The organism is Streptantibioticus ferralitis (assembly GCF_029223525.1).
GTDB classification, from domain to species: domain Bacteria; phylum Actinomycetota; class Actinomycetes; order Streptomycetales; family Streptomycetaceae; genus Streptantibioticus_A; species Streptantibioticus_A ferralitis.
In genome coordinates this window covers 71,140-90,451 of sequence record NZ_JARHTQ010000009.1, presented here as the reverse complement: position 1 = coordinate 90,451, position 19,312 = coordinate 71,140, and the positions used below count along the sequence as shown (strand labels likewise).

Here is a 19,312-nt window from a genome sequence, read left to right as displayed (position 1 = left end):
CAGCGTCACCCTTTCGATCCGGAGAGAGAGCCGAAGTTGTCCCCGACCACCGACACCGCGCAGGGCGGCCACCGCCTAGTCATCGTCGAGTCGCCTGCCAAGGCGAAGACGATCAAGGGCTACCTGGGTCCCGGGTACGTGGTTGAGGCGAGCGTGGGGCACATCCGCGACCTGCCGAACGGGGCCGCCGAGGTGCCCGACAAGTACACCGGCGAGGTCCGCCGTCTCGGCGTCGACGTCGAGCACGACTTCCAGCCGATCTACGTCGTCAACAGCGACAAGAAGAGCCAGGTCAAGAAGCTCAAGGAGCTGCTCGCCGACGCTGACGAACTCCTCCTCGCCACCGATGAGGACCGCGAGGGCGAAGCCATCGCCTGGCACCTGCAGGAAGTCCTCAAGCCCAAGGTCCCGGTGCGCCGGATGGTCTTCCACGAGATCACCAAGCACGCGATCCAGGAGGCGGTGGCCAACCCGCGCGAGCTGAACAAGCGCCTGGTCGACGCCCAGGAGACCCGCCGCATCCTCGACCGGCTGTACGGCTACGAGGTCTCCCCGGTGCTGTGGAAGAAGGTCATGCCACGGCTGTCGGCCGGCCGGGTGCAGTCGGTCGCCACCCGCCTCGTGGTCGAGCGCGAGCGGGAGCGGATCGCCTTCAACTCCGCCGAGTACTGGGACCTCACCGGCACCTTCGGCACCGGCCGGGCCGGTGACAAGACCGACCCCGGCACCTTCGGCGCCCGACTGACCAGCGTCGACGGCCGCAGGGTCGCCCAGGGCCGGGACTTCGGCCCGAACGGCCGGCTCAAGCCGGGCGCCGACGTGCTCCACCTGGACGAGGCGGGCGCCCGGGCACTCGCCGCCGCCCTCGCGGACAGCCAGTTCTCCGTACGGTCCGTCGAGTCCAAGCCGTACCGCCGGTCCCCGTACGCCCCGTTCCGTACCACCACGCTGCAGCAGGAGGCCAGCCGCAAGCTGGGCATGGGCGCCAAGGTGACCATGCAGGTGGCGCAGAAGCTGTATGAGAACGGCTTCATCACCTACATGCGTACCGACTCCACCACGCTGTCGGACACCGCGATCGCCGCCGCCCGCTCGCAGGTCACCGAGCTCTACGGCGCCGACTACCTGCCGGACAAGCCGCGCACGTACGCGTCCAAGGTCAAGAACGCCCAGGAGGCGCACGAGGCGATTCGCCCCTCCGGCGACCGCTTCCGCACCCCGGCCGAGACCCGCCTCACCGGCGACCAGTTCCGGCTCTACGAGCTGATCTGGATGCGCACCGTCGCCTCCCAGATGAAGGACGCGGTCGGCCAGTCGGTCACCGTCAAGGTCGGCGGCCGATGCGCCGCCGAAGGTGGACAGTGGGCCGGCCGGAACGCCGAGTTCTCCGCCTCCGGCAAGATCATCACGTTCCACGGCTTCATGAAGGCCTACGTCGAGGGCGCCGACGACCCCAACGCCGAGCTGGACGACCGTGAGCGTCGGCTGCCGCAGGTCGCCGAGGGCGACCCGCTGGCCGCCGAGCACATCGAGGCCGACGGGCACGCCACCAAGGCCCCGGCCCGCTACACCGAGGCGTCGCTGGTCAAGGAGCTCGAAGACCGCGAGATCGGCCGCCCGTCCACCTACGCGTCGATCATCGGCACGATCCTGGACCGCGGTTATGTCTTCAAGAAGGGCACGGCGCTCGTTCCGTCGTTCCTGAGCTTCGCCGTGGTCGGCCTGCTGGAGAAGCACTTCGGCCGGCTCGTCGACTACGACTTCACCGCCAAGATGGAGGACGACCTCGACCGCATCGCACGCGGCGAGGCCCAGGCCGTTCCGTGGCTGCGCCGGTTCTACTTCGGCGAGGGCACCGAGGGCGGCGCCGCGGAGGCGGGCAACGGCGACGGCGACCACCTCGGCGGCCTGAAGGAACTGGTCACCGACCTGGGCGCGATCGACGCCCGGGAGGTCTCGTCCTTCCCCGTCGGCGACGACATCGTGCTGCGCGTCGGCCGGTACGGGCCGTACGTCGAGCGGGGCGCGAAGGGCGAGGAAGGCAGCCAGCGCGCCGACGTGCCCGCCGATCTGCCGCCGGACGAGCTGACCGTCGAGTACGCGGAGCAACTGCTGGCCAAGCCCAGCGGCGACTTCGAGCTGGGCACGGACCCGCAGTCCGGCCGTCCGATCGTCGCCAAGGACGGGCGCTACGGGCCGTATGTGACCGAGGTGCTGCCCGAGGACACCCCCAAGACCGGCAAGAACGCGGTCAAGCCGCGTACCGCGTCGCTGTTCAAGTCGATGTCGCTGGACACCGTGACGCTTGAGGACGCGCTGAAGCTGATGTCGCTGCCGCGTGTCGTGGGCGTCGACCCGGAGTCCGGCACCGAGATCACCGCGCAGAACGGCCGCTACGGCCCGTACCTGAAGAAGGGCACCGACTCGCGCTCGCTGGAGACCGAGGAGCAGCTCTTCACCATCACCCTGGATGAGTCGCTGGCCATCTACGCGCAGCCCAAGCAGCGCGGCCGGGCCGCCGCCAAGCCGCCGCTGAAGGAGCTGGGCACCGACCCGACCAGCGGAAAGCCGGTGGTGGTCAAGGACGGCCGGTTCGGCCCGTATGTCACCGACGGCGAGACCAACGCGACGCTGCGCCGGGAAGACGACGTGGAGACGATCAGCCCGGAGCGCGGCTTCGAGCTGCTCGCGGAGAAGCGCGCCAAGGGACCGGCGAAGAAGGCCCCGGCGAAGAAGGCCGCCGCCAAGAGGACGACGGCCAAGAAGACCACGGCCGCCGCGAAGAAGACCACGGCGGCGAAGAAGACCGCGGCCAAGAAGACGACCACCAAGAAGACCGCCGCCAAGACGACCGCCGCCAAGACGACGGCGGCGAAGAAGGCGGCTGTCGCGGAGCAGCCCGAGTAGATCTTTGATCGGCGCATGATCGTTCCGTTACGACTGGGCAACCGCCCCGGCCGACCCCTCGGCCAGGGCGGCTCGCGCCGCGTCCCTGCGGTTAGGCTGGCAGGATGACGCGTGCCGAGCAGCCAATGGGCGAGGCCCACGGTTCCACCGACTTCACGGAAGTACTCGCCGCGGACTCCCGCGAGCGTGCCGTGACCTCGCTGTTGCGTATTCCGCCCCTGCGAAAGCTGTGGACCGCCCAGTTCACCGGAGCCGTCGGTGACCGGCTCGGACTGCTGGTGCTACTGGTGCTCGCGGTCCAGGCGGCCGACGAGGCGCAGAGCCTCGGCGGCGGCTACCGCGGGGTGGCCTTCGCCCTGTCCGCCGTCTTCGGCCTGCGGCTGCTGTCGACGCTGATCTTCGGCGCGGTGCTGCTCGGGCCGCTGTCGGCGCTCACCGCGTCCTCCGGGGTGCTGGACCGGCGCTGGACCATGATCGGCGCGGATGCGGTGCGGCTCGCGCTGTTCGTCGTGGCCCCGCTGTGGATCGAGTGGGTACCGAACACCGCGCTCGCCTGGCTGCTGGTCACGGTCTTCGCCACCGGTGTCGCGGAACGTTTCTGGAAGGTCGCCAGGGACGGCGCCGCCCCGGCGCTGCTGCCCGCGCCGCCGGCCGACGGCGGCGCCGTACGCCCCGCGCCCGATCACCTCGACGCGCTGCGCCGGTTGAACCTGCGCACCGGATTCGTCGCACTGCCGGTGGCCGCCGCCGCCCTGATCGTGATCACCTTGATCAACAACGTGGTCGCGCTCGGCTCCGACTGGTTCTCCCTGCACCAGGTCGCGCTCTCCTCGTACGTCGCGGCCGGTCTGTTCGCCGCTTCCATCGTGGTGCTGTACTTCCTCGAACTGCCGGGCGCCGCCACGCCGCGCCCGCGCTCGCCGCTGGAGGGCCTGCGGCTGCCCAAGGGGCCCGCGGGCCAGGAGCGCGGCCGTACCGGTGCGCTGCCGACGCTGGTCATCGCGTGCGGTGCGGTCGCCGGTGCCATAGCGGCGGCGGTGTCGCTCACCGTGCTGCAGGCCGCGGACCTCGACGGCGGGCCGGTGGAGTTCGGGCTGATGGTGCTGGCGTTGACCGCGGCGCCGGTGCTGGGGATCCGTACCGCGACCCGGGTACTGCCCGCCTTCTCCCGCCGCCGACTGCTCGGCCTCGCCATCGCGGTCAGCGGGATCGCGCTGCTGCTCATCGGACTCGTCCCCGACGCCACCACCGTGCTGCTGCTCGCGCTGCTCGCGGGCTATGCCGCCGGAGTCGCCGCCAACACCGGCCACACGGTGATCGACCAGGAAGCCGAAGAGCCGCGCCGGGCGCGGACCACCGAGCACCTGCACGCGGTGGTACGGGTCGCGGTGGGCGCGGCCGTGGTCGCCGCGCCGCTGGTCGCGGGAGCGATCGGGCCGCACCGGGTGGTCGCCGGGCACTTCACCTTCGACCACGGCGGAGCCGCGTACACGCTGATGCTGGTCGGCGCGCTGCTGCTGCCGGTTGCCGCGCTGGTGCTCGGCAAGCTCGACGACCGGCAGGGCGTGTCGCTGCGGCGCGACCTGCGCGAGGCACTGCGTGGCGGCGAGCCGGCGCAGGCGCCGGCCGGATCCGGTTTCTTCATCGTGGTCGAGGGCGGCGACGGCGCGGGCAAGTCCACCCAGGTCGAGGCCCTCGCCGAGTGGATCCGAGGCAAGGGCCACGAGGTCGTGGTCACCCGCGAGCCCGGCGCGACCGCCATCGGCAAGCGGCTGCGGTCGATCCTGCTGGACGTCTCCAGTACCGGCATCTCGCACCGCGCCGAGGCACTGCTCTACGCGGCCGACCGCGCCGAGCACATCGACACCGTCGTCCGCCCGGCGCTGGAGCGCGGTGCGATCGTGATCTCCGACCGGTACATCGACTCGTCGGTGGCCTACCAGGGTGCGGGCCGCGATCTGTCGCCGACCGAGATCGCCCGGATCTCCCGTTGGGCCACCAACGGCCTGGTACCGCATCTGACGGTGCTTCTGGACGTCTCGCCGGAGACCGCCAGGGAGCGGTTCACCGAGGCGCCGGACCGGTTGGAGTCCGAGCCCGTCGAGTTCCACGAGCGGGTGCGCAAGGGCTTCCTGACGCTGGCCGCGGCGGACCCGTCGCGTTACCTGGTGGTCGACGCGGGCCAGGAGCCGGACGCGGTGACCCGGATCGTACGGCACCGTCTGGACCAGCTGCTGCCGCTCTCCGACCAGGAGATCGAGGCCCGCGCCGAAGCCGAGCGCAAGGCTGCGGAGGAGGCCCGTCAGCGGGCCGAGGAGGAAGCCGCCCGCAAGGCCGAGGAGGAGCGCCAGGAGCGCGAACGCCAGGAGCAGCTCGCGCGGCTGCGCGCCGCGGAGGAGGAGCGCAAGCGCCTCGCCGAGGAGCAGCGCCTCCGCGAGGAGGCGGAGCGCCAGGCGGAGGCCGAGCGCAAGGCTGCGGAGGAGGCCCGTCAGCGGGCCGAGGAGGAGCGCGCCCGCAAGGAGGCCGAGGAGCGCGCCCGGGCCGAGGAGCAGGAGCGGCTGCGCCGCCAGAAGGAGGAGCAGGACCGGCTGCGCGCCGAAGCCGAGGAACGCCGCCTGGAGAAGCAGCGCAAGGCCGAGGAGGCTCTGCTCCGCGCGGAACAGGCCCGCCAGGCCGCGCAGGCGGCCGCCACCGAGAACGACGCGACCCAGACCATCGAGACCCCGGTCGCCGCCGAGCCGAACGACACCACGCAGACCGTCGAGACCCCGCGCGCCACCTCGCCGGACGCGGAGACCACGCACACGATCGAGGTCCCCCGTCCCTCGGACGCCGAGGAGACGACCGTACTGCCACCGGTGCGGCCGGAGTCCGCACAGGAGGAGACGGCGGTACTGCCGCCGGTCCAGCCTGAGGGCGACCCGGCGGACCGCGTTCCGCCGTGGCTGTTCCGCGAGGAGCAGACACCGGAGCGCACCCGCGAACTCCCCCAGGTCGACCCCCAGCAGGCACGTAAGCGCCCTCGCCCCAGCTGGGCCGAGGAAACCCCCTTGGACGACCTCCCCACCCTGGCCGACGAACTCCTGGGCCCCCACGACGAGGACGACCCCCGAAACCGCCGGGGCAAGGGCCGCCGATAGGCCCTGACCGGCGGACCGGCGGCCGGCCCGCTCCGGTCGCCGCCGCCGCGGCTGCTCCCTGTGAAAAGGGGGTTTGAGGCGCAGCCCCAAGAACGGGCCCGGGGCGCAGCCCCAGGAACCGGGGGCCCGGGGGCGCAGCCCCCGGAAAGAGCGGGCGGGTGGGTGAGAAACCGTTGTCAGACCCGCCCCCCACAATAAAGAGAGCACGCATCGAGGAAAGGGGGACACCGATGGCAGTCTGGGACGACCTGATCGGGCAACAGCCCGTCATCGCGCAGCTCACCGCCGCCGCCCGCGACGCCGACGCACTGGTCACCGCCGCCGCCGAGGGCGCCGAACCGCCGCGTGCGGCATCGAAGATGACGCACGCCTGGCTGTTCACCGGCCCCCCCGGCGCCGGCCGTTCCACCGCTGCCCGTGCCTTCGCCGCGGCCCTGCAGTGCGTCAGCCCGGACCGCGCGCTCGGCGGCGCGCCTGGCTGCGGGTTCTGCGACGGATGCCATACGACACTGGTCGGCACGCACGCCGACGTCGAAGTGGTCGCCACCGACCAGTTGTCGATCGGTGTGAAGGACACCCGCGATCTGGTGCGCCGCTCCTCCATGTCCCCGGCGAACGGCCGCTGGCAGGTGATCGTCATGGCGGACGCCGACCGGCTCACCGAAGGCGCCGGAAACGTCCTGCTCAAGGCGGTCGAGGAGCCCGCGCCCCGCACGGTGTGGCTGCTGTGCGCGCCGTCGATCGAGGACGTACTGCCGACGATCCGTTCCCGGTGCCGTCATCTGAACCTGCGCACCCCGCCGGTGGACGCCGTCGCCGATGTCCTCGTACGACGTGACGGGATCGAGCCCGAGCTGGCCGCGACCGTCGCCCGCGCGACGCAGGGCCACATCGACCGGGCGCGACGGCTGGCGACCGACGAGCGGGCCAGGGAGCGCCGGGCCGCCGTGCTGCGGCTGCCGCTCCAACTCGACGACATAGGCGGGTGTTTGAAGGCCGCCCAGATGCTGGTGGACTCGGCCACCGAGGACGCCAAGCAGGTCGCGGAGGAGGTCGACGCCAAGGAGACCGAGGAGCTACGCGCCGCGCTGGGCGCCGCGGCCGGCACCGGCGGCCGGATGCCGCGCGGAACGGCGGGCGCGATGAAGGAGTTGGCCGACCGGCAGAAGCGCCGCTCGACCCGTACCCAGCGGGACACCCTGGACCTGGCACTGACCGACCTCGCCGGTTTCTACCGTGATGTGCTGGCCGTCCAGTTGGGCACATCGACGCCGATCGCCAACACCGAGGTCCGCGATGCCATCACCCGCATAGCGGCGAACGGCCGCCCGGAGAACACCCTGCGCCGCATAGAGGCGGTGCTGGCCTGCCGCGAGGCCCTGGACAGCAATGTGGCGCCGCTGCTCGCGGTGGAGGCGATGACGATGGCGCTCCGCGCGGGCTGACCCCGCCCTCGCGGGCCGCCGCACCTGCTCGTGGGCGGCGCCGCGAGACGGATCCGGCTGAACCCGACTGCTCTGCAGCCAGTCGGCTGAACCCGACTGGCCGCAGGGCCCCGTTCGAGGTTGGTGCCTTCGGGTGATCCTCGGGTATCGCGCGGTTGGCGGCGCACCCGGCGGGGGGAAGCCTTGCACGCTGCCCCGGGCCGGTTGGCCCGGTTGTCCCCCTCAGGTTGGTGCGTAGGTGGATTCTGCCCTGCTGAGTACGGCGCCGCTCGCGTCACTCGCCGTTGTCGCGGCGCTGCTCGCCCGCGCCGCCGTCGTGCGCTGGTCCGCCGAGCGCAGCGGCCGGGTGTACGAACTCCCCACCGACTACCGCCCGGTGGTGTTCCGTGCGGCCGCGGCCCTGCTGGTCCTGGCCACCGCGATCGGTTACGCGATCCAGCTGGCGCACACCGGAACGCGTCCGCGTACCGCCTCGGCCGCCGACGCGTCGGCCGCCCGACACTCCGTCGCCAAAGCCCAACCGCCGACCGCGGGCCGCCCCGGCCGTGCCCCCGCCGCCCCGCCGCAGCCCGTGCCCCACGCGGCTCCCCAGGACGCGGCTGGGAACCCCCCGCGTACCGTGGCCCACTCGGTCGGCGGCACGCTGCAGGAGCTGCCCGGCGGTACCCGAGTCTGGCTGCCTGCGCAGTACGGCCGTCCGGGTGCCCCGGCGTTCCCGATGGTCGCGGCCTATCTACCGGCCGAGCCGGACAGCGAGCAGCTGTACGCGGCGTTGGCGGGCTCCATCACCCAGGGGACGGCCGATCCGCTGATCGTCGTCATGCCGCGCGACTGCTCGGCGGATCCGTCCGCCGCACTGGACACCGCCGCCCGCTACTACCGCGCCGACGGCGGCCGTGAGGCCCGCGCCGTCATCGGTGTCGGGGACCTCGCCCCCTGCGCGGTGCGCGCCGAGCTCGCTCACCCGGACCGGTACCGCGCGGCAGCGGGCGTCTCCGGCACGTACGACACCGCGGGCATCGCCGCCGCGCCCTCGTCGCCCGGCTCCCGGCCGCGGCTGCTGCTCGCCGCCGCCGTGGACGAGGACCGGGAGCGGGCTTCCGGTCTGCGGCTGCGGACCGCGCTGCGGCGCGGCGGGGTAAGGGCCCGATTCCTCGACGAGGTCGCCCCCGACCCCGATCTCGGCGGCGGCGCGCGGCGCCATCTGCTCGCGCTGGTCTCCGGCTACCTCACGGAGGAGCTGCGGCCTCACTCGTACGGCCATCACCACCGGTACCGCCATCGCCACCCGTACCGCCGTCACCACCCGTACCGCCGTCACCACCGCCACCGCTTCGGGCACGGCCGCGGAAGCCACCGGATCACCCCGATGGAGGCCACCTGAGACTCCCTGCCAGGTACCGCCCGGTAGAGCACCCCACCACAGGTCTGATCGAAAATTCACCCGAATAATCACCCATAAGAACTCGCGGAAGTGCGCATACCGGACGACGGTGTGGATAGGCTCGCGAAACACGACGGGAGGACTTGTGGCACTCATGGACACCGCACGCCTGCTCCGTACCTCCACCACCGTGCTCGCCGTCGCGGGCCTGATGCTCTCCGGTTGTTCGGCCGGTTCCGTCCGCAGCGCGGCCGCCTCGAGGCCGACCGGAGCCGCCGCCTCGGACGCGGGGCCGGCCAAGCGGTCGGTGGCCCCCCTGGCACCGCTGCCCGCGGCGATCCCGGACGCCCTCAAGCCCTACTACGGGCAGCAGTTGACCTGGCGTGACTGCGGTACCGCCGGCTTCCAGTGCGCCACGATGAAGGCCCCGCTCGACTACAACCACCCCGTCGCCGCGCAGGACCTCACCCTGTCCGTCGCCCGCAAGAAGGCCACCGGCCCCGGGCAGCGGATCGGCTCACTGCTGGTCAACCCGGGCGGTCCCGGCGGCTCCGCGGTCGACTACGCGCAGATCGCTGCCGCGCGCTACCCGGCGCCGGTGCGCGCCCGCTACGACATCGTGGGCATGGACCCGCGCGGTGTCGCCCGCAGCGAGCCCGTCGTGTGCCTGACGGACCCGCAGATGGACGCGTTCACCGAGGTCGACAACGATCCGCACAGCCAGGCCGAGATCAATGCGATCACCGCCGCCGACAAGAACTTCGCGAACGGCTGCGAGCAGCGTTCCGCGAAGCTGCTCTCGCACGTCAGCACCGTCGAGGCGGCCCGCGACATGGACATCCTGCGGGCACTGCTCGGCGACGCCAAGCTCAACTACGTCGGCAAGTCCTACGGCTCCATGCTCGGTGCCACCTACGCGGGCCTGTTCCCGTCCCGGGTGGGCCATCTCGTGCTCGACGGCGCGATGGACCCCTCGCTGTCCGCTCTCGATGAGAGCCGCACCCAGGCACAGGGCTTCGAGACCGCCTTCCAGTCCTTCGTCGCGGACTGCGTACAGCACACCGGATGCCCGATGGGCCAGACCAGGGCGGCGGCGGACCAGTACATCGTCAGGTTCCTGAGCAACCTCGACGCGCATCCGCTGCGCACCGGCCAGAGCCGCCAACTCGGCGAGTCGCTGGGCACCTCCGGCCTGATCGAGGCGATGTACGCCAAGCAGCTGTGGCCCGTACTGCGGGACGCGCTGACGTCGGCCAACCGCGGCGACGGCGGACCTCTGCTCGCCCTGTCCGACCAGTACTACGAACGCTCCGCCGATGGCGCCTACTCCAACCTGATGTACGCCAACGCCGCCGTGAACTGCCTCGACCTACCGCCCGCCACCAACAGCCCGGCCGATGTCCAGGCCGCGTTGCCCTCCTTCCGCAAGGCGTCGCCGCACCTCGGACCGGACTTCGCCTGGATGAGCCTGAGCTGTGCGTCGTGGCCGGTCAAGGCGACCGGGCGGCCGATGCGGATCGAGGCCAAGGGCGCCGGGCCCATCGTCGTCGTCGGCACGACGCGCGATCCGGCGACCCCTTACGACTGGGCGCGTTCGCTCGCCGGTCAACTGTCCTCCGGAACGCTGCTGACGTATCAGGGCGACGGGCACACCGCCTACGCGAGCGGTGACGACTGCGTCGACACCGCCGTCAACCGCTATCTGCTGGAGGGGATCACCCCGCAGAACGGCAAGACCTGCACCTGACCGCCGCACGTTCAGTGCGCGGCGGTCACCGTGAAGCCGCGCGGTACCAGAACGGTGGCGAGTACGGCGGCGAGCACGATGCCGGCCGAGACGTACGCGGTGGTGGTGAGCGCGCTGTCGAACGCGCGGCGGCCAGCACGGCCGCCCCGGCCGCGCCGCCCACCTGCCGGGCGACCTCGGCCGCGCCGCCGACCGACTGCGGTGCCGTCTCCAAATGACTGCCATGAAGCGGTAGTTGAGGGAACCTGTTGTGGTAGATGGCGGCGTGGATGCTGCCGAGCAGCGCCACACCGAGCCCCACCCCGAGCTCGTAGCAGGCCTCCGAGACGGCACCTGCCTGCCCGGCCCGCGCCGCCGGAACCGCGGACAACATGACCGCCGCCCCGGTGGTGACCGCCAGCCCGTCCCCGATGCCGAGCGCCGCGAGGACGACCGCGACCCCCGGGTACGTCGTCGGCTCCGGCACCACCGCGAGCACCGCGAACCCGGCGGAGAGCGCCCGCAGACTCCCACCCGGCAGCGCCTGCACGCCTACGTGGTGCATCAGCCAGCAGTCGAAGCGCCCGGGGGTGCGGATCCTTGGACTCCGGCAGCAACCGGACCCCGGCGGCCACCGCCACCACGACCACCGGCACATTGACGCAGAACGCCGCCGACCACCCGTACCGCTCCACCAGCGGCCCACCCACCAACGGCCCGATGGACGCCCCCGCCCCCGGCCGTGCCACCGCTGCCCAGATCCCGATGACCAGCGTGCGCTCCCGCGGATCGGTGAAGATGTTCCGGATCAACGAGAGCGTGGACGGCATCACCAGTGCCCCGCCAAGCCCCAGCAGCCCCCGCCCCGCGATCAGCTGCCACGAACTGCCCGCCGTCGCGGCGACCACGGACGCCACCCCGAACAGCCCGAACCCGGCCAGGAACAGCGCCTTGCGCCCATACCGGTCCCCAAGCGCCCCCGTGGAAACCAGCACCCCGCCCAGCACCAGCCCGTAGATGTCGATGATCCACGACTGCTGAAGCGCCCCCGGCCGAAGATCGTCAATCAGCGACGGCAACGCCACGTTGAGGATCGTGGCGTCCATCGCCACCAGCAGCAGACTCACGCACAGCACAGCGAGCATGCCCCACCGCACGGCCCCCACCGAGCCCTCTCCTCGCACCTCGGGCCACCTCATGACGCTCACGGCAATGGCTACTGTCCGTGGCGATACGTACCACCCCGCACCCCGCACCCCAGAAAACCACCGTGCGGAGCACCCCCGCTCACTGTGTAGACTTAGCGCCGTTGCTGCTGCCACCACGTGCACAGCAACATGCCGCCTTAGCTCAGTCGGCCAGAGCGACGCACTCGTAATGCGTAGGTCAAGGGTTCGATTCCCTTAGGCGGCTCCACCCTCTGACCAGGGAAAACGGTCCGAACAGAAGGCCCCCGCGAAGATCGCGGGGGCCTTCTGCGTGAGCGGATGGGAACGCCCTGGGAACATGCCGTCAGGCGGCGTCCTGATCGGGAACGTTCTGGTCTTCCCCGGCGTCTTTGCCGTCCCTCTCCTCCTGGTCCTGCGAGGGCTCGTCGTCGGCCTTGGGCTCCGGGATCACGCGTTTGCGCGATCGGGGCACCACGGCGACGGTCGCCTCGGCGGCCTCGCGCTCCACCTCCGCGAGCACGGTGGTGTAGATGTCGGAGGTGACGCGGATCGAGGAGTGCCCGAGCCTGCGCTGGACGGCGACCATGGCGACGCCCGCTCGCAGGGCGAGTGTTGCTGAGCCGTGGCGGAGGTCGTGCAGCCGGATAGGCGGCAGGTCGACCTTCTTGTAGAGGCGTTCGAAGCGGTCGGAGAAGTACTGGGGGTGGTATTCCGCGCCATCCTCAAGGGTGAAAACCCGGCCGGTGTCGGTCCATTCACCTGTGGCTTCGAGCCATTCGTTCTTCTCGGCCTGCTGCTGGTCGCGCCACCAGCGCAGGAGGGCGATCGTGTCCTCGTCCAGCGCGATGTCGCGGATGTTGTCGGACTTGGGGGTGTCCTCGTGAGGCTCGTACGCGACGGTGACGATCTCCTCGGTGATGTGGATGACGCCGGCGTCGAGGTCGACTTCGGCCCAGGGCAGTGCGCACGCTTCGCCTCGGCGTAGGCCGAGGAAGGCGATGATGACCCAGAGGGGGTACAGCCGGTCGTAGACCACGGAGTCGAGGAACGTGCCGGTCTGCTCGGGCGTCCAGACCATGACTGGTGATGGCTTCTTGCCGGTCTTGCGCCAGGCTTCGACGCGGGCGGGGGTCCACTCCAGGGCTTTGGCCTTGCGCATGCGAGGTGTCTGGACCATGGCTGCCCAGTTGTCGGTGATCATGCGGCGCTTGCGGGCGTCTTCGAGGGCGGAGCTGAGTGCCATCTTGATGCGGTGCTGTGTCGCCGGACCGGTTTCGCGACGCGGACGCGCGAGGGCGGCCTTCAGTTCGGCCTTGGCGTCGTTCCAGGTTTTCCTGAGCTGTGGGTCGCGCGGGGCGATGGCGTCGCGCCATGCTGCGCGTGTCTTCTCCTCGGCCTCGCGGGCCAGTTGGGCGGCCTCCTGGTTCTTCTCCTTCACCTTGTTTTCGGCCTGGATGGCGGCGAACATCTCTTCTATGTGACGGGGGCGAAGTTCGCGGAGTTTGATGTGACCGAGGTGCGGGGTGAAGTACAGGCGTAGGTAGTCCTCGTAGCCGTTCTTCGTGGTGGCCTTGAGGTCGTGCTGGTTGTTGAGCCAGCGGCGCAGGTACTCGCCGACGGTCTCGTCGGACAGCACGTCGACCCCCGCTTGGGCGTCGTTGTAGACCTTGGCGGCTTCGGCGGCGGCCTGCTCCTGGGTCTTGAATCCGCCCTTCTTGGGGCGGCGGCGCTTTCCGCCGGGGCCGGCGGGGATCTCGATGGAGTAGTACCAGGAGCCGTGGTCACGCCGCTTGAGTTTGGGGCAACGCTTCTCCAGGTAGCCGATCTTGGGGGTGCCGTCCTCGTTGAGGATCGGTTTGCCTGCCTTGTCGACGAGTGGGCCCTTGCAAGCGCACCGCTGGTAGGTCTTGTCCTTGAACGCCTTGGACACGGGTCTCCCCCCGGGCGGCTGGCTGGGAGCCAGCGATCGTGCGGATGATGTGGAGCTTGGCCGTAAGGGATGGCGCAAGATCCTTCTTCATCTTGTTGGGGCTGTCGGACAGTGTTGTAAAGTCCCGTCCAAGTTGTGCGCGGGGGAGATTGCGACAACGGCATGACGGCTCAGGGCAGTGGCGGGCAGGCTTCAGTGGCAACTGGAGCGATGGGTGTGGAGGAGCTGTTGGCTCTTCCGGCCACGGTGAATGTGACAACTGCCGCGCGGGCGTTGGGTATTGGGCGTGACAAGGCGTACGAACTGATCCGGTCGGGGGCGTTCCCGGTTCGGACGCTGCCGTTGGGCGGCACGATCCGGGTGCCGACGGCGGAGCTGTGGAAGGTCCTCGGCGTCGAGGAGCGGCAGGCGACGGGGGCGGGTATGTGACGGGGGCGGGGCCGCCGCGTGCATGGGAGGTCGTTGAGTGTTTTGCACTACTGTGACCTATCTTCTATAAGAGTTAAGCAATGCAGGGGGTCGGCCGGAGGAGCGAGGGGACCAGCAGATGCCACGGTTGTACGGGTTCGAGGACCAGGCGCACCGACGCGTACGCGAGAGTGAGGCAGAAGGTATCCGGGCAGCCGCTTCGCGGCGGCTGCTCCAACAGAGCTATCCCGCGATCGTTGAGTGGATGAACGGTGCGGGATACCGCACCACGCTTGGCGGCCTGTGGCGGCCGAGCGTGCTCGCTCTCGTGCTCGATCACCCGGCCATCGCGGGTCTTGAGGAGAACGAGGAGGGTGAGCTCGTCGAGTCGGGTGGCCCGGCGATCATCCCGCGCGAGGATTTCCTAGCTATCCGTGCCCTACGTTCTAGCAAGCAAGATAGAAAGCGCGCTGACCAGCGCGACTACCTGATCTCCGGGCTCCTCGGTGTCTGCGGCCTGTGCACCTGCGCGCTGGGCTCGTCGCCGTCGGGCAGCGGCAGCCGCGGCTACCGCTGCCCGCCGAATACGGCCCAGCACCCCGGCGGCTGCGGCAAGGTCCGCATCAACGCGGACCTGTTCGAGAAATACGTGGCTGAGCACGTGCTTGCGGAGCTGGCCAAGCCGGAGGTCAGCGCGCTGCTCGAGCAGGCACGCGACGAGTTGCTTGCCGAGGCCGCCGGGCTGCGCAAGCAGGTCGAAGCCGACCGGCGTCGGCAGAAGAAGCTGGGCGAGGACTTCGCCCGGTCGTCTGACCTGTCGCTGGAGGCATTCAAGGCCGCCGACAAGGAACTGGCGCAGCGGATCCGGGACAACATGACGCAGGCGCGGCTGCTGGAGCAGGCCAAGCACGTGCCCGTCGGGGCGATCCCGGACCTGGTGCGCTGGTGGAAGCACGCGCCGCTGGCAGCGAAGAAGGGTGTCCTGGTGCTGTTGCTGGAGCAGGTGGCGGTGTTCCCGGCCGCGTCCAGGGGCTCGCGGACCGTGGACGCGGACCGGGTGGCGTTCAAGTGGCGCCAGTGGGGGGACGCCGCTGTGGAAGAGGGGTCCGCTTAGACCTCGCAGCCCACGTCACTCCGGCCGATCCGGCGGCCGGTGGTGGCCAGGATGAGACCGACGGCCATGCACACGAGGGACAGCCCTGCCAAGGCGGGGCTGATGGAGTCATCCATAGCCAGCGGCCACGCGTGGCCAGTGCGGAAAGCAATGAGGTAGCCGCCTCGGCTGATGGCGTGGGCGACGCAGAACGCGCCCCCTGCGGCGGAGAAGGCGAGGCCGGTAGCGGCAGCGCGCCGCTGGTTCCAGGCAGCGCGAGCCAGCCTGATGCAGAAGACGCTGACCTCCGATCCGGCGATGGCCACAAAGGCGAAGTAGGTCAGAAGGTACTGCCTGACCGCAATGTTTGCCGCGTATGCCGTGGTGAGGTCTGTGGCGTTGCTATCGGTGCGGCAGAACTCCCAGACCAGCAGCGCGATGACTGCACAGGCCATTCCAATGCGCAGCGTGACGCCTCCGTTGACGTGCGCTCTTGAGTACGTCCAGTCCACGATCATGATCTGAAGGCTGGCGCAGAAGATAACCGCTGCGAGGCACGCCATGAGGGTGGAAAGGTCGTCGTACCCGGCGAGGGCGTCGGCTGCGTCGGCGACCTTGGGGATCGTCAGGAGAGAGACGACGAAGCCCGAGAGAGAGGCCGACACCCGCGCTCTTCTGGCCACGCGGTACGCCGCCTGGTGCCGACGTGTGTGCGCTAAGCGCAGGCACATCGCGCTAGCGATTGCCATGAACAGGGCACAGGCGCCGTATATGGGGCCGTCCAAGGGGCTCAACGTCCTTCCAGATCATCTGCCGCCCTCTCAGCGGCCTCGTTCAAGCTCAGTCGGCGGCGGGGCCGACCCTCGCGTGGCTGGTCCACGCCGGGAGGAGGTGGGGGGATCGCCGGGACGTCCTCAGGCAGTCCCCTGCGGCGACGAATCTCCTTGAGCCTCATACATACTTCAACAATGTCCTGCACCTCCAGCCCCTGCATCAAACGTAGCGTCTCGCGCGCCTCAGACGACTGTTGATAGACCGTCAGCGCGGCTAAGTCGTCCCAGGCTGTGCCGGGCATCAGGAAAGCCGTCGGGGCGTCAAGGGCGCGTGCGAGCGTGGCGAGGGTGGACAGTTGGGGATTGCGGCTGGTGCCAGCGATCAGGCTGCTGACCTGGCCGTGGGAGACGGCCGGTTTGCGCTGGCCCGGCAAAACCGTTGCGTTCGTGACGTCCTTGGCGCTCGGCGTATAGCCCTCCGGATCGCGGCGCAGGCGCAGCAGCACGAGCAACTTCTCGGCCAGGTTGAGCGGTTCGCGCCGGTCGGGGGTGTCCGTCATATCCGTCTTCTCTGCTGTGTCATGAGCTGCCCGGACAAGGAGAACGACTGGTGTCAATCGCTGGCCATACAGTACCCTCCGCTGGTCACAGGGGTTGTTAGATTGAACCGTCAGTTTTCACGGGGGAGTTGGTGGGTCTACGGTGAGCATGATCACGCTCTCTTCGCGCTTAGCTTCGGGCGGGACGCGCCGAGGAAGTCACGGGGCAGCGGTGGCGGCACGTTGCCGTTCACGGGAGGAATCGCATGTCCGAGCTGGATGAACAGCGGATCGCCGAACTGGCGAAGGAGCCCTCGAGGTTGGTGCGGCGCGATGTCGGGGCTGGAGGCTTGGACGAGGCGCGGAGGGTGCTGGAGTGGCAGGCGCTGACGAGGCGTCGGACCCCAGGGCGGCCCGCGCAGCCGGGCGACCATGGTTGAACTTGCAGGCGGGGCGCCGCCTTTCAGTAGAGATAGGTGACAACCTTCGAGTGCTGATGTAGGTTCTGTGGTGCCGGGTCGGGCACAGCAGCCGCAGGACCCCGCATCCGGCAACGCCGCGCAAGCGGCATCCCCTTCCCTGCTCCTCGCGGGTGGCCGACCCCCCCCCGCGCTCCATCCGCGAGGAGCTGGCCGCAACCGGTGCGGTCGCCGGGGCAGTTGAGGGAGTAGAGCCCGTCACGGCGCCAAGCCGTGACGGGCTCGCCCTGTTTCCCGGCGCGCACTGCCGCTCCCGCGCCACCGCTCACCTCGACGCGCAGGCGGGTGAATCGACGCGTCAAATGAAAGGGAAATTCCGGAAATTAAAAGAATTCCCACTTGAATTCGCGGTATTTGCGATTAGGATATAAGTGTAAGAACAAGCAAGCGAAACCCAGTCAAATGGGTTTTCGGTTCGAGAAAGGCGCGGGAAATGTTCGCAGACCTCAAGATCGACCAGATTGCCCCCAACCCGGACCAGCCCCGGAAGTTCTTCGATGAGGCCGCACTGAATGAGCTCGTCGGCAGCATCAAGGAGAACGGGCTTCTCCAGCCGGTCGTCGTCCGACCGGTCGAGGGCGGCGAGGCCCCGTACATGCTGATCGCGGGTGAGCGACGGTGGCGGGCCTGCAAGGAGGCCGGCCTGAAGGTCGTCCCGGCCAAGGTCATCGAGGGCACCAGCGAGGAGCAGGCATACGTCCTCAGCATTGCGGAGAACGTCAACCGCTCCGACATGACGATCATGGAGGAGGCCGGTGCGTACGCCGATCTCAAGGCGGCCGGCTGGACCCCGGCGAAGATCGCCAAGCAGTTCGGCAAGACGGAAACGCACATCACCTGGCGGCTGGGCCTGCTCACCCTGCGGCCGGAGGTCGCGGAGATGGTCGACAAGGGCCAGATCAAGAACAACCTGGCCTGGCACATCGCCCAGCTCAACCCGGCCAACCAGATGGTGGCGGCCATGCGGTACGTGCGCGGCGACTTCGACAGCGAGGCCGAGGCGCAGCACTTCGCCAACGGTCTGAAGATGATGGAGCAGCAGACCTCCCTGACGGGCGAGCAGGCCCCGGATGCCGAGGAGGCCGAGAAGCGGAAGAAGGCCAAGGCCAAGGCGAAGGACGGGCTCGGGAAGGCCGAGGAGATCCTGATTCCGCTGCTGGAGGAGCTGGGGGAGAAGAGGCCCCAGGACCTGGCGGTCATCCTCGGTGACGATCTCGACCGGCACGTCCGCGTGGTCGGGAAGCTCTTCAGCCAGGTGCAGATGGTGCGGAACCTGCTGAGCAAGGCCCAGGGCATCCAGCGTGCCATGCAGGCCGACTTCAACAAGAAGGCTCTGGAGGTCCAGCAGGAGGCGAAGGCGGCCAAGGAGGCCGAGACGAAGCAGGAAGGTCCGGTCAAGCCCGAGGAGGCCAAGCCCGCCGCGAAGAAGGCGGCACCGGCCAAGGCGCCCGCGAAGACGGTGGGCACCGCGCGGACCCGGGCCAAGGCGGTCTCCGCCGCGGCGAGCAAGGCGCCCGCGGCCAAGGTCCCCACGCAGCGCAAGACCGACAGCAGCGGGAAGGCCGAGGAGGCCAAGCCGGCTGCGAAGACGGCGGCCCCGGCGGCGAAGTAAGACCGAACAAGGGGGCGCGGCACTCGCCGCGCCCCCTTTCGCCATGCGGCTCTCCAGTAGAGCCCACCCCCAGCTCCCCCTCGGCCCCGGCGGCCGGGAGGGCCGTGGCCCCGGCCGACATCGGCCGGGGCCAGACGCATCATGGGACACACCCGTCCCCCCGCACGGAAGGAGCCAGGTTGCTCACCCTGTTCACCAACCGCTACCAGGAGTTCGTGCCCGCGCAAGGAGTGCCGGTGCGGATCACCCTGGGCGCTCCCCGCTTCCGGCTCCCCTACCAGCTCACCTACAGCGTGCGGGAGTTGGCGCCGCGCCGGGAGTACTTCACCAAGTCGTTGGCGGAGTTCACCACCGCCTACCGGGCCGACCTCGACCGGCTCGGCGCGGCGCGCATCGCCAGCCTGCTGAAGGAGATCGCCAGGAAGGAGGGGGACCACCGACTGGTCCTGCTGTGCTTCGAGGACCTGTCCGATGCGAAGCTGTGGTGCCACCGGCGCATCTTCGCCGCCTGGTGGAAGGACGTCACCGGAGATGCTGTGCGCGAGCTGGCGCCGATGGCCGGACAGTACGAGCAAGGCACCCTCATGTGACCGGCAGCCTGCATCATGTCCATGAGATAGGTGACAAGATTCCAAGGAGCTGTGTGCTTCTTGGGTAGAGTCCAGAGCAGCGCCCGGCCTGGCAGCCCGCCCGGCCGGGCGCTGTCG

General features: G+C 70.0%; 14 protein-coding genes, 1 tRNA gene and 1 pseudogene. 11 read left to right on the top strand and 5 right to left on the bottom strand.

Annotated features, from left to right (window positions below; genetic code table 11):
* Positions 1-36: 36 nt before the first annotated feature.
* The 5 genes from topA to P2L57_RS16265 all read left to right on the top strand — a co-directional run bounded on the left by topA (position 37) and on the right by P2L57_RS16265 (position 10,623).
* Positions 37-2,907: a type I DNA topoisomerase gene (topA, locus tag P2L57_RS16285; RefSeq protein ID WP_275814929.1), complete on the top strand. Its 2,871-nt coding sequence runs from the start codon at positions 37-39 to the stop codon at positions 2,905-2,907.
* 104 nt (positions 2,908-3,011) lie between these two features.
* Positions 3,012-6,047 (top strand): dTMP kinase, encoded by a 3,036-nt coding sequence (tmk, locus tag P2L57_RS16280; RefSeq protein ID WP_275814926.1) that lies wholly within the window; start codon positions 3,012-3,014, stop codon positions 6,045-6,047.
* A gap of 230 nt (positions 6,048-6,277) precedes the next feature.
* The gene (locus P2L57_RS16275) at positions 6,278-7,492 is read left to right on the top strand and encodes a DNA polymerase III subunit delta' (protein WP_275814922.1); all 1,215 of its coding nucleotides are present in this window, start codon (positions 6,278-6,280) and stop codon (positions 7,490-7,492) included.
* 238 nt (positions 7,493-7,730) lie between these two features.
* Positions 7,731-8,876, top strand: coding sequence for an alpha/beta hydrolase (locus tag P2L57_RS16270; protein ID WP_275814919.1), 1,146 nt, complete (start codon positions 7,731-7,733; stop codon positions 8,874-8,876).
* A 154-nt stretch (positions 8,877-9,030) separates the two neighbouring features.
* Positions 9,031-10,623: an alpha/beta hydrolase gene (locus P2L57_RS16265; RefSeq protein ID WP_275814915.1), complete on the top strand. Its 1,593-nt coding sequence runs from the start codon at positions 9,031-9,033 to the stop codon at positions 10,621-10,623.
* Positions 10,624-10,648: 25 nt separating this feature from the next.
* On the opposite strand, the gene P2L57_RS16260 is transcribed toward P2L57_RS16265, so the two are convergent.
* Positions 10,649-11,167: an MFS transporter gene (locus P2L57_RS16260; RefSeq protein WP_275815342.1), complete on the bottom strand. Its 519-nt coding sequence runs from the start codon at positions 11,165-11,167 to the stop codon at positions 10,649-10,651.
* 73 nt (positions 11,168-11,240) lie between these two features.
* A pseudogene (locus P2L57_RS16255) lies at positions 11,241-11,708 on the bottom strand (MFS transporter); the annotation flags it as partial.
* Positions 11,709-11,941: 233 nt separating this feature from the next.
* On the opposite strand from P2L57_RS16255, the gene P2L57_RS16250 reads away from it, so the two are divergent.
* A tRNA-Thr gene (locus P2L57_RS16250) sits at positions 11,942-12,018 on the top strand.
* Positions 12,019-12,114: 96 nt separating this feature from the next.
* Here the strand turns inward: P2L57_RS16250 and P2L57_RS16245 are convergent.
* Positions 12,115-13,701 (bottom strand): tyrosine-type recombinase/integrase, encoded by a 1,587-nt coding sequence (locus P2L57_RS16245; protein WP_275814912.1) that lies wholly within the window; start codon positions 13,699-13,701, stop codon positions 12,115-12,117.
* Between the two features lie 210 nt (positions 13,702-13,911).
* On the opposite strand from P2L57_RS16245, the gene P2L57_RS16240 reads away from it, so the two are divergent.
* Positions 13,912-14,130, top strand: a complete 219-nt coding sequence (locus tag P2L57_RS16240) for a helix-turn-helix domain-containing protein (protein ID WP_275814909.1) — start codon at positions 13,912-13,914, stop codon at positions 14,128-14,130.
* A gap of 118 nt (positions 14,131-14,248) precedes the next feature.
* The gene (locus P2L57_RS16235) at positions 14,249-15,223 is read left to right on the top strand and encodes a recombinase family protein (protein WP_275814906.1); all 975 of its coding nucleotides are present in this window, start codon (positions 14,249-14,251) and stop codon (positions 15,221-15,223) included.
* On the opposite strand, the gene P2L57_RS16230 is transcribed toward P2L57_RS16235, so the two are convergent.
* Together P2L57_RS16230 and P2L57_RS16225 are read right to left on the bottom strand one after the other, a co-directional pair.
* Positions 15,220-15,867: a hypothetical protein gene (locus tag P2L57_RS16230; protein WP_275814903.1), complete on the bottom strand. Its 648-nt coding sequence runs from the start codon at positions 15,865-15,867 to the stop codon at positions 15,220-15,222. The two genes, P2L57_RS16235 and P2L57_RS16230, sit on opposite strands and share 4 nt — an antisense overlap.
* A gap of 125 nt (positions 15,868-15,992) precedes the next feature.
* On the bottom strand, positions 15,993-16,535 hold the full coding sequence (locus tag P2L57_RS16225; protein WP_275814900.1) for a hypothetical protein: 543 nt from the start codon (positions 16,533-16,535) through the stop codon (positions 15,993-15,995).
* Positions 16,536-16,780: 245 nt separating this feature from the next.
* Between P2L57_RS16225 and P2L57_RS16220 the strand changes: the two genes are divergently transcribed.
* The 3 genes from P2L57_RS16220 to P2L57_RS16210 all read left to right on the top strand — a co-directional run bounded on the left by P2L57_RS16220 (position 16,781) and on the right by P2L57_RS16210 (position 19,195).
* The gene (locus P2L57_RS16220) at positions 16,781-16,954 is read left to right on the top strand and encodes a hypothetical protein (RefSeq protein ID WP_275814897.1); all 174 of its coding nucleotides are present in this window, start codon (positions 16,781-16,783) and stop codon (positions 16,952-16,954) included.
* Between the two features lie 472 nt (positions 16,955-17,426).
* On the top strand, positions 17,427-18,605 hold the full coding sequence (locus P2L57_RS16215) for a ParB/RepB/Spo0J family partition protein (protein ID WP_275814894.1): 1,179 nt from the start codon (positions 17,427-17,429) through the stop codon (positions 18,603-18,605).
* Between the two features lie 179 nt (positions 18,606-18,784).
* Positions 18,785-19,195, top strand: coding sequence for a DUF488 family protein (locus P2L57_RS16210; protein WP_275814891.1), 411 nt, complete (start codon positions 18,785-18,787; stop codon positions 19,193-19,195).
* The last annotated feature ends 117 nt before the right edge of the window (positions 19,196-19,312 follow it).

Excerpts from the sequence above, each read along its gene's own strand:
- P2L57_RS16265 (WP_275814915.1), top strand. The coding sequence starts at position 9,031 with ATGGACACCGCACGCCTGCTCCGTACCTCCACCACCGTGCTCGCCGTC.
- P2L57_RS16260 (WP_275815342.1), bottom strand. The coding sequence starts at position 11,167 with ATGCACCACGTAGGCGTGCAGGCGCTGCCGGGTGGGAGTCTGCGGGCG.
- P2L57_RS16220 (WP_275814897.1), top strand. The coding sequence starts at position 16,781 with ATGTCCGAGCTGGATGAACAGCGGATCGCCGAACTGGCGAAGGAGCCC.
- tmk (WP_275814926.1), top strand. The coding sequence starts at position 3,012 with ATGACGCGTGCCGAGCAGCCAATGGGCGAGGCCCACGGTTCCACCGAC.
- P2L57_RS16240 (WP_275814909.1), top strand. The coding sequence starts at position 13,912 with ATGGGTGTGGAGGAGCTGTTGGCTCTTCCGGCCACGGTGAATGTGACA.
- P2L57_RS16215 (WP_275814894.1), top strand. The coding sequence starts at position 17,427 with ATGTTCGCAGACCTCAAGATCGACCAGATTGCCCCCAACCCGGACCAG.
- P2L57_RS16235 (WP_275814906.1), top strand. The coding sequence starts at position 14,249 with ATGCCACGGTTGTACGGGTTCGAGGACCAGGCGCACCGACGCGTACGC.
- P2L57_RS16225 (WP_275814900.1), bottom strand. The coding sequence starts at position 16,535 with ATGACGGACACCCCCGACCGGCGCGAACCGCTCAACCTGGCCGAGAAG.
- P2L57_RS16275 (WP_275814922.1), top strand. The coding sequence starts at position 6,278 with ATGGCAGTCTGGGACGACCTGATCGGGCAACAGCCCGTCATCGCGCAG.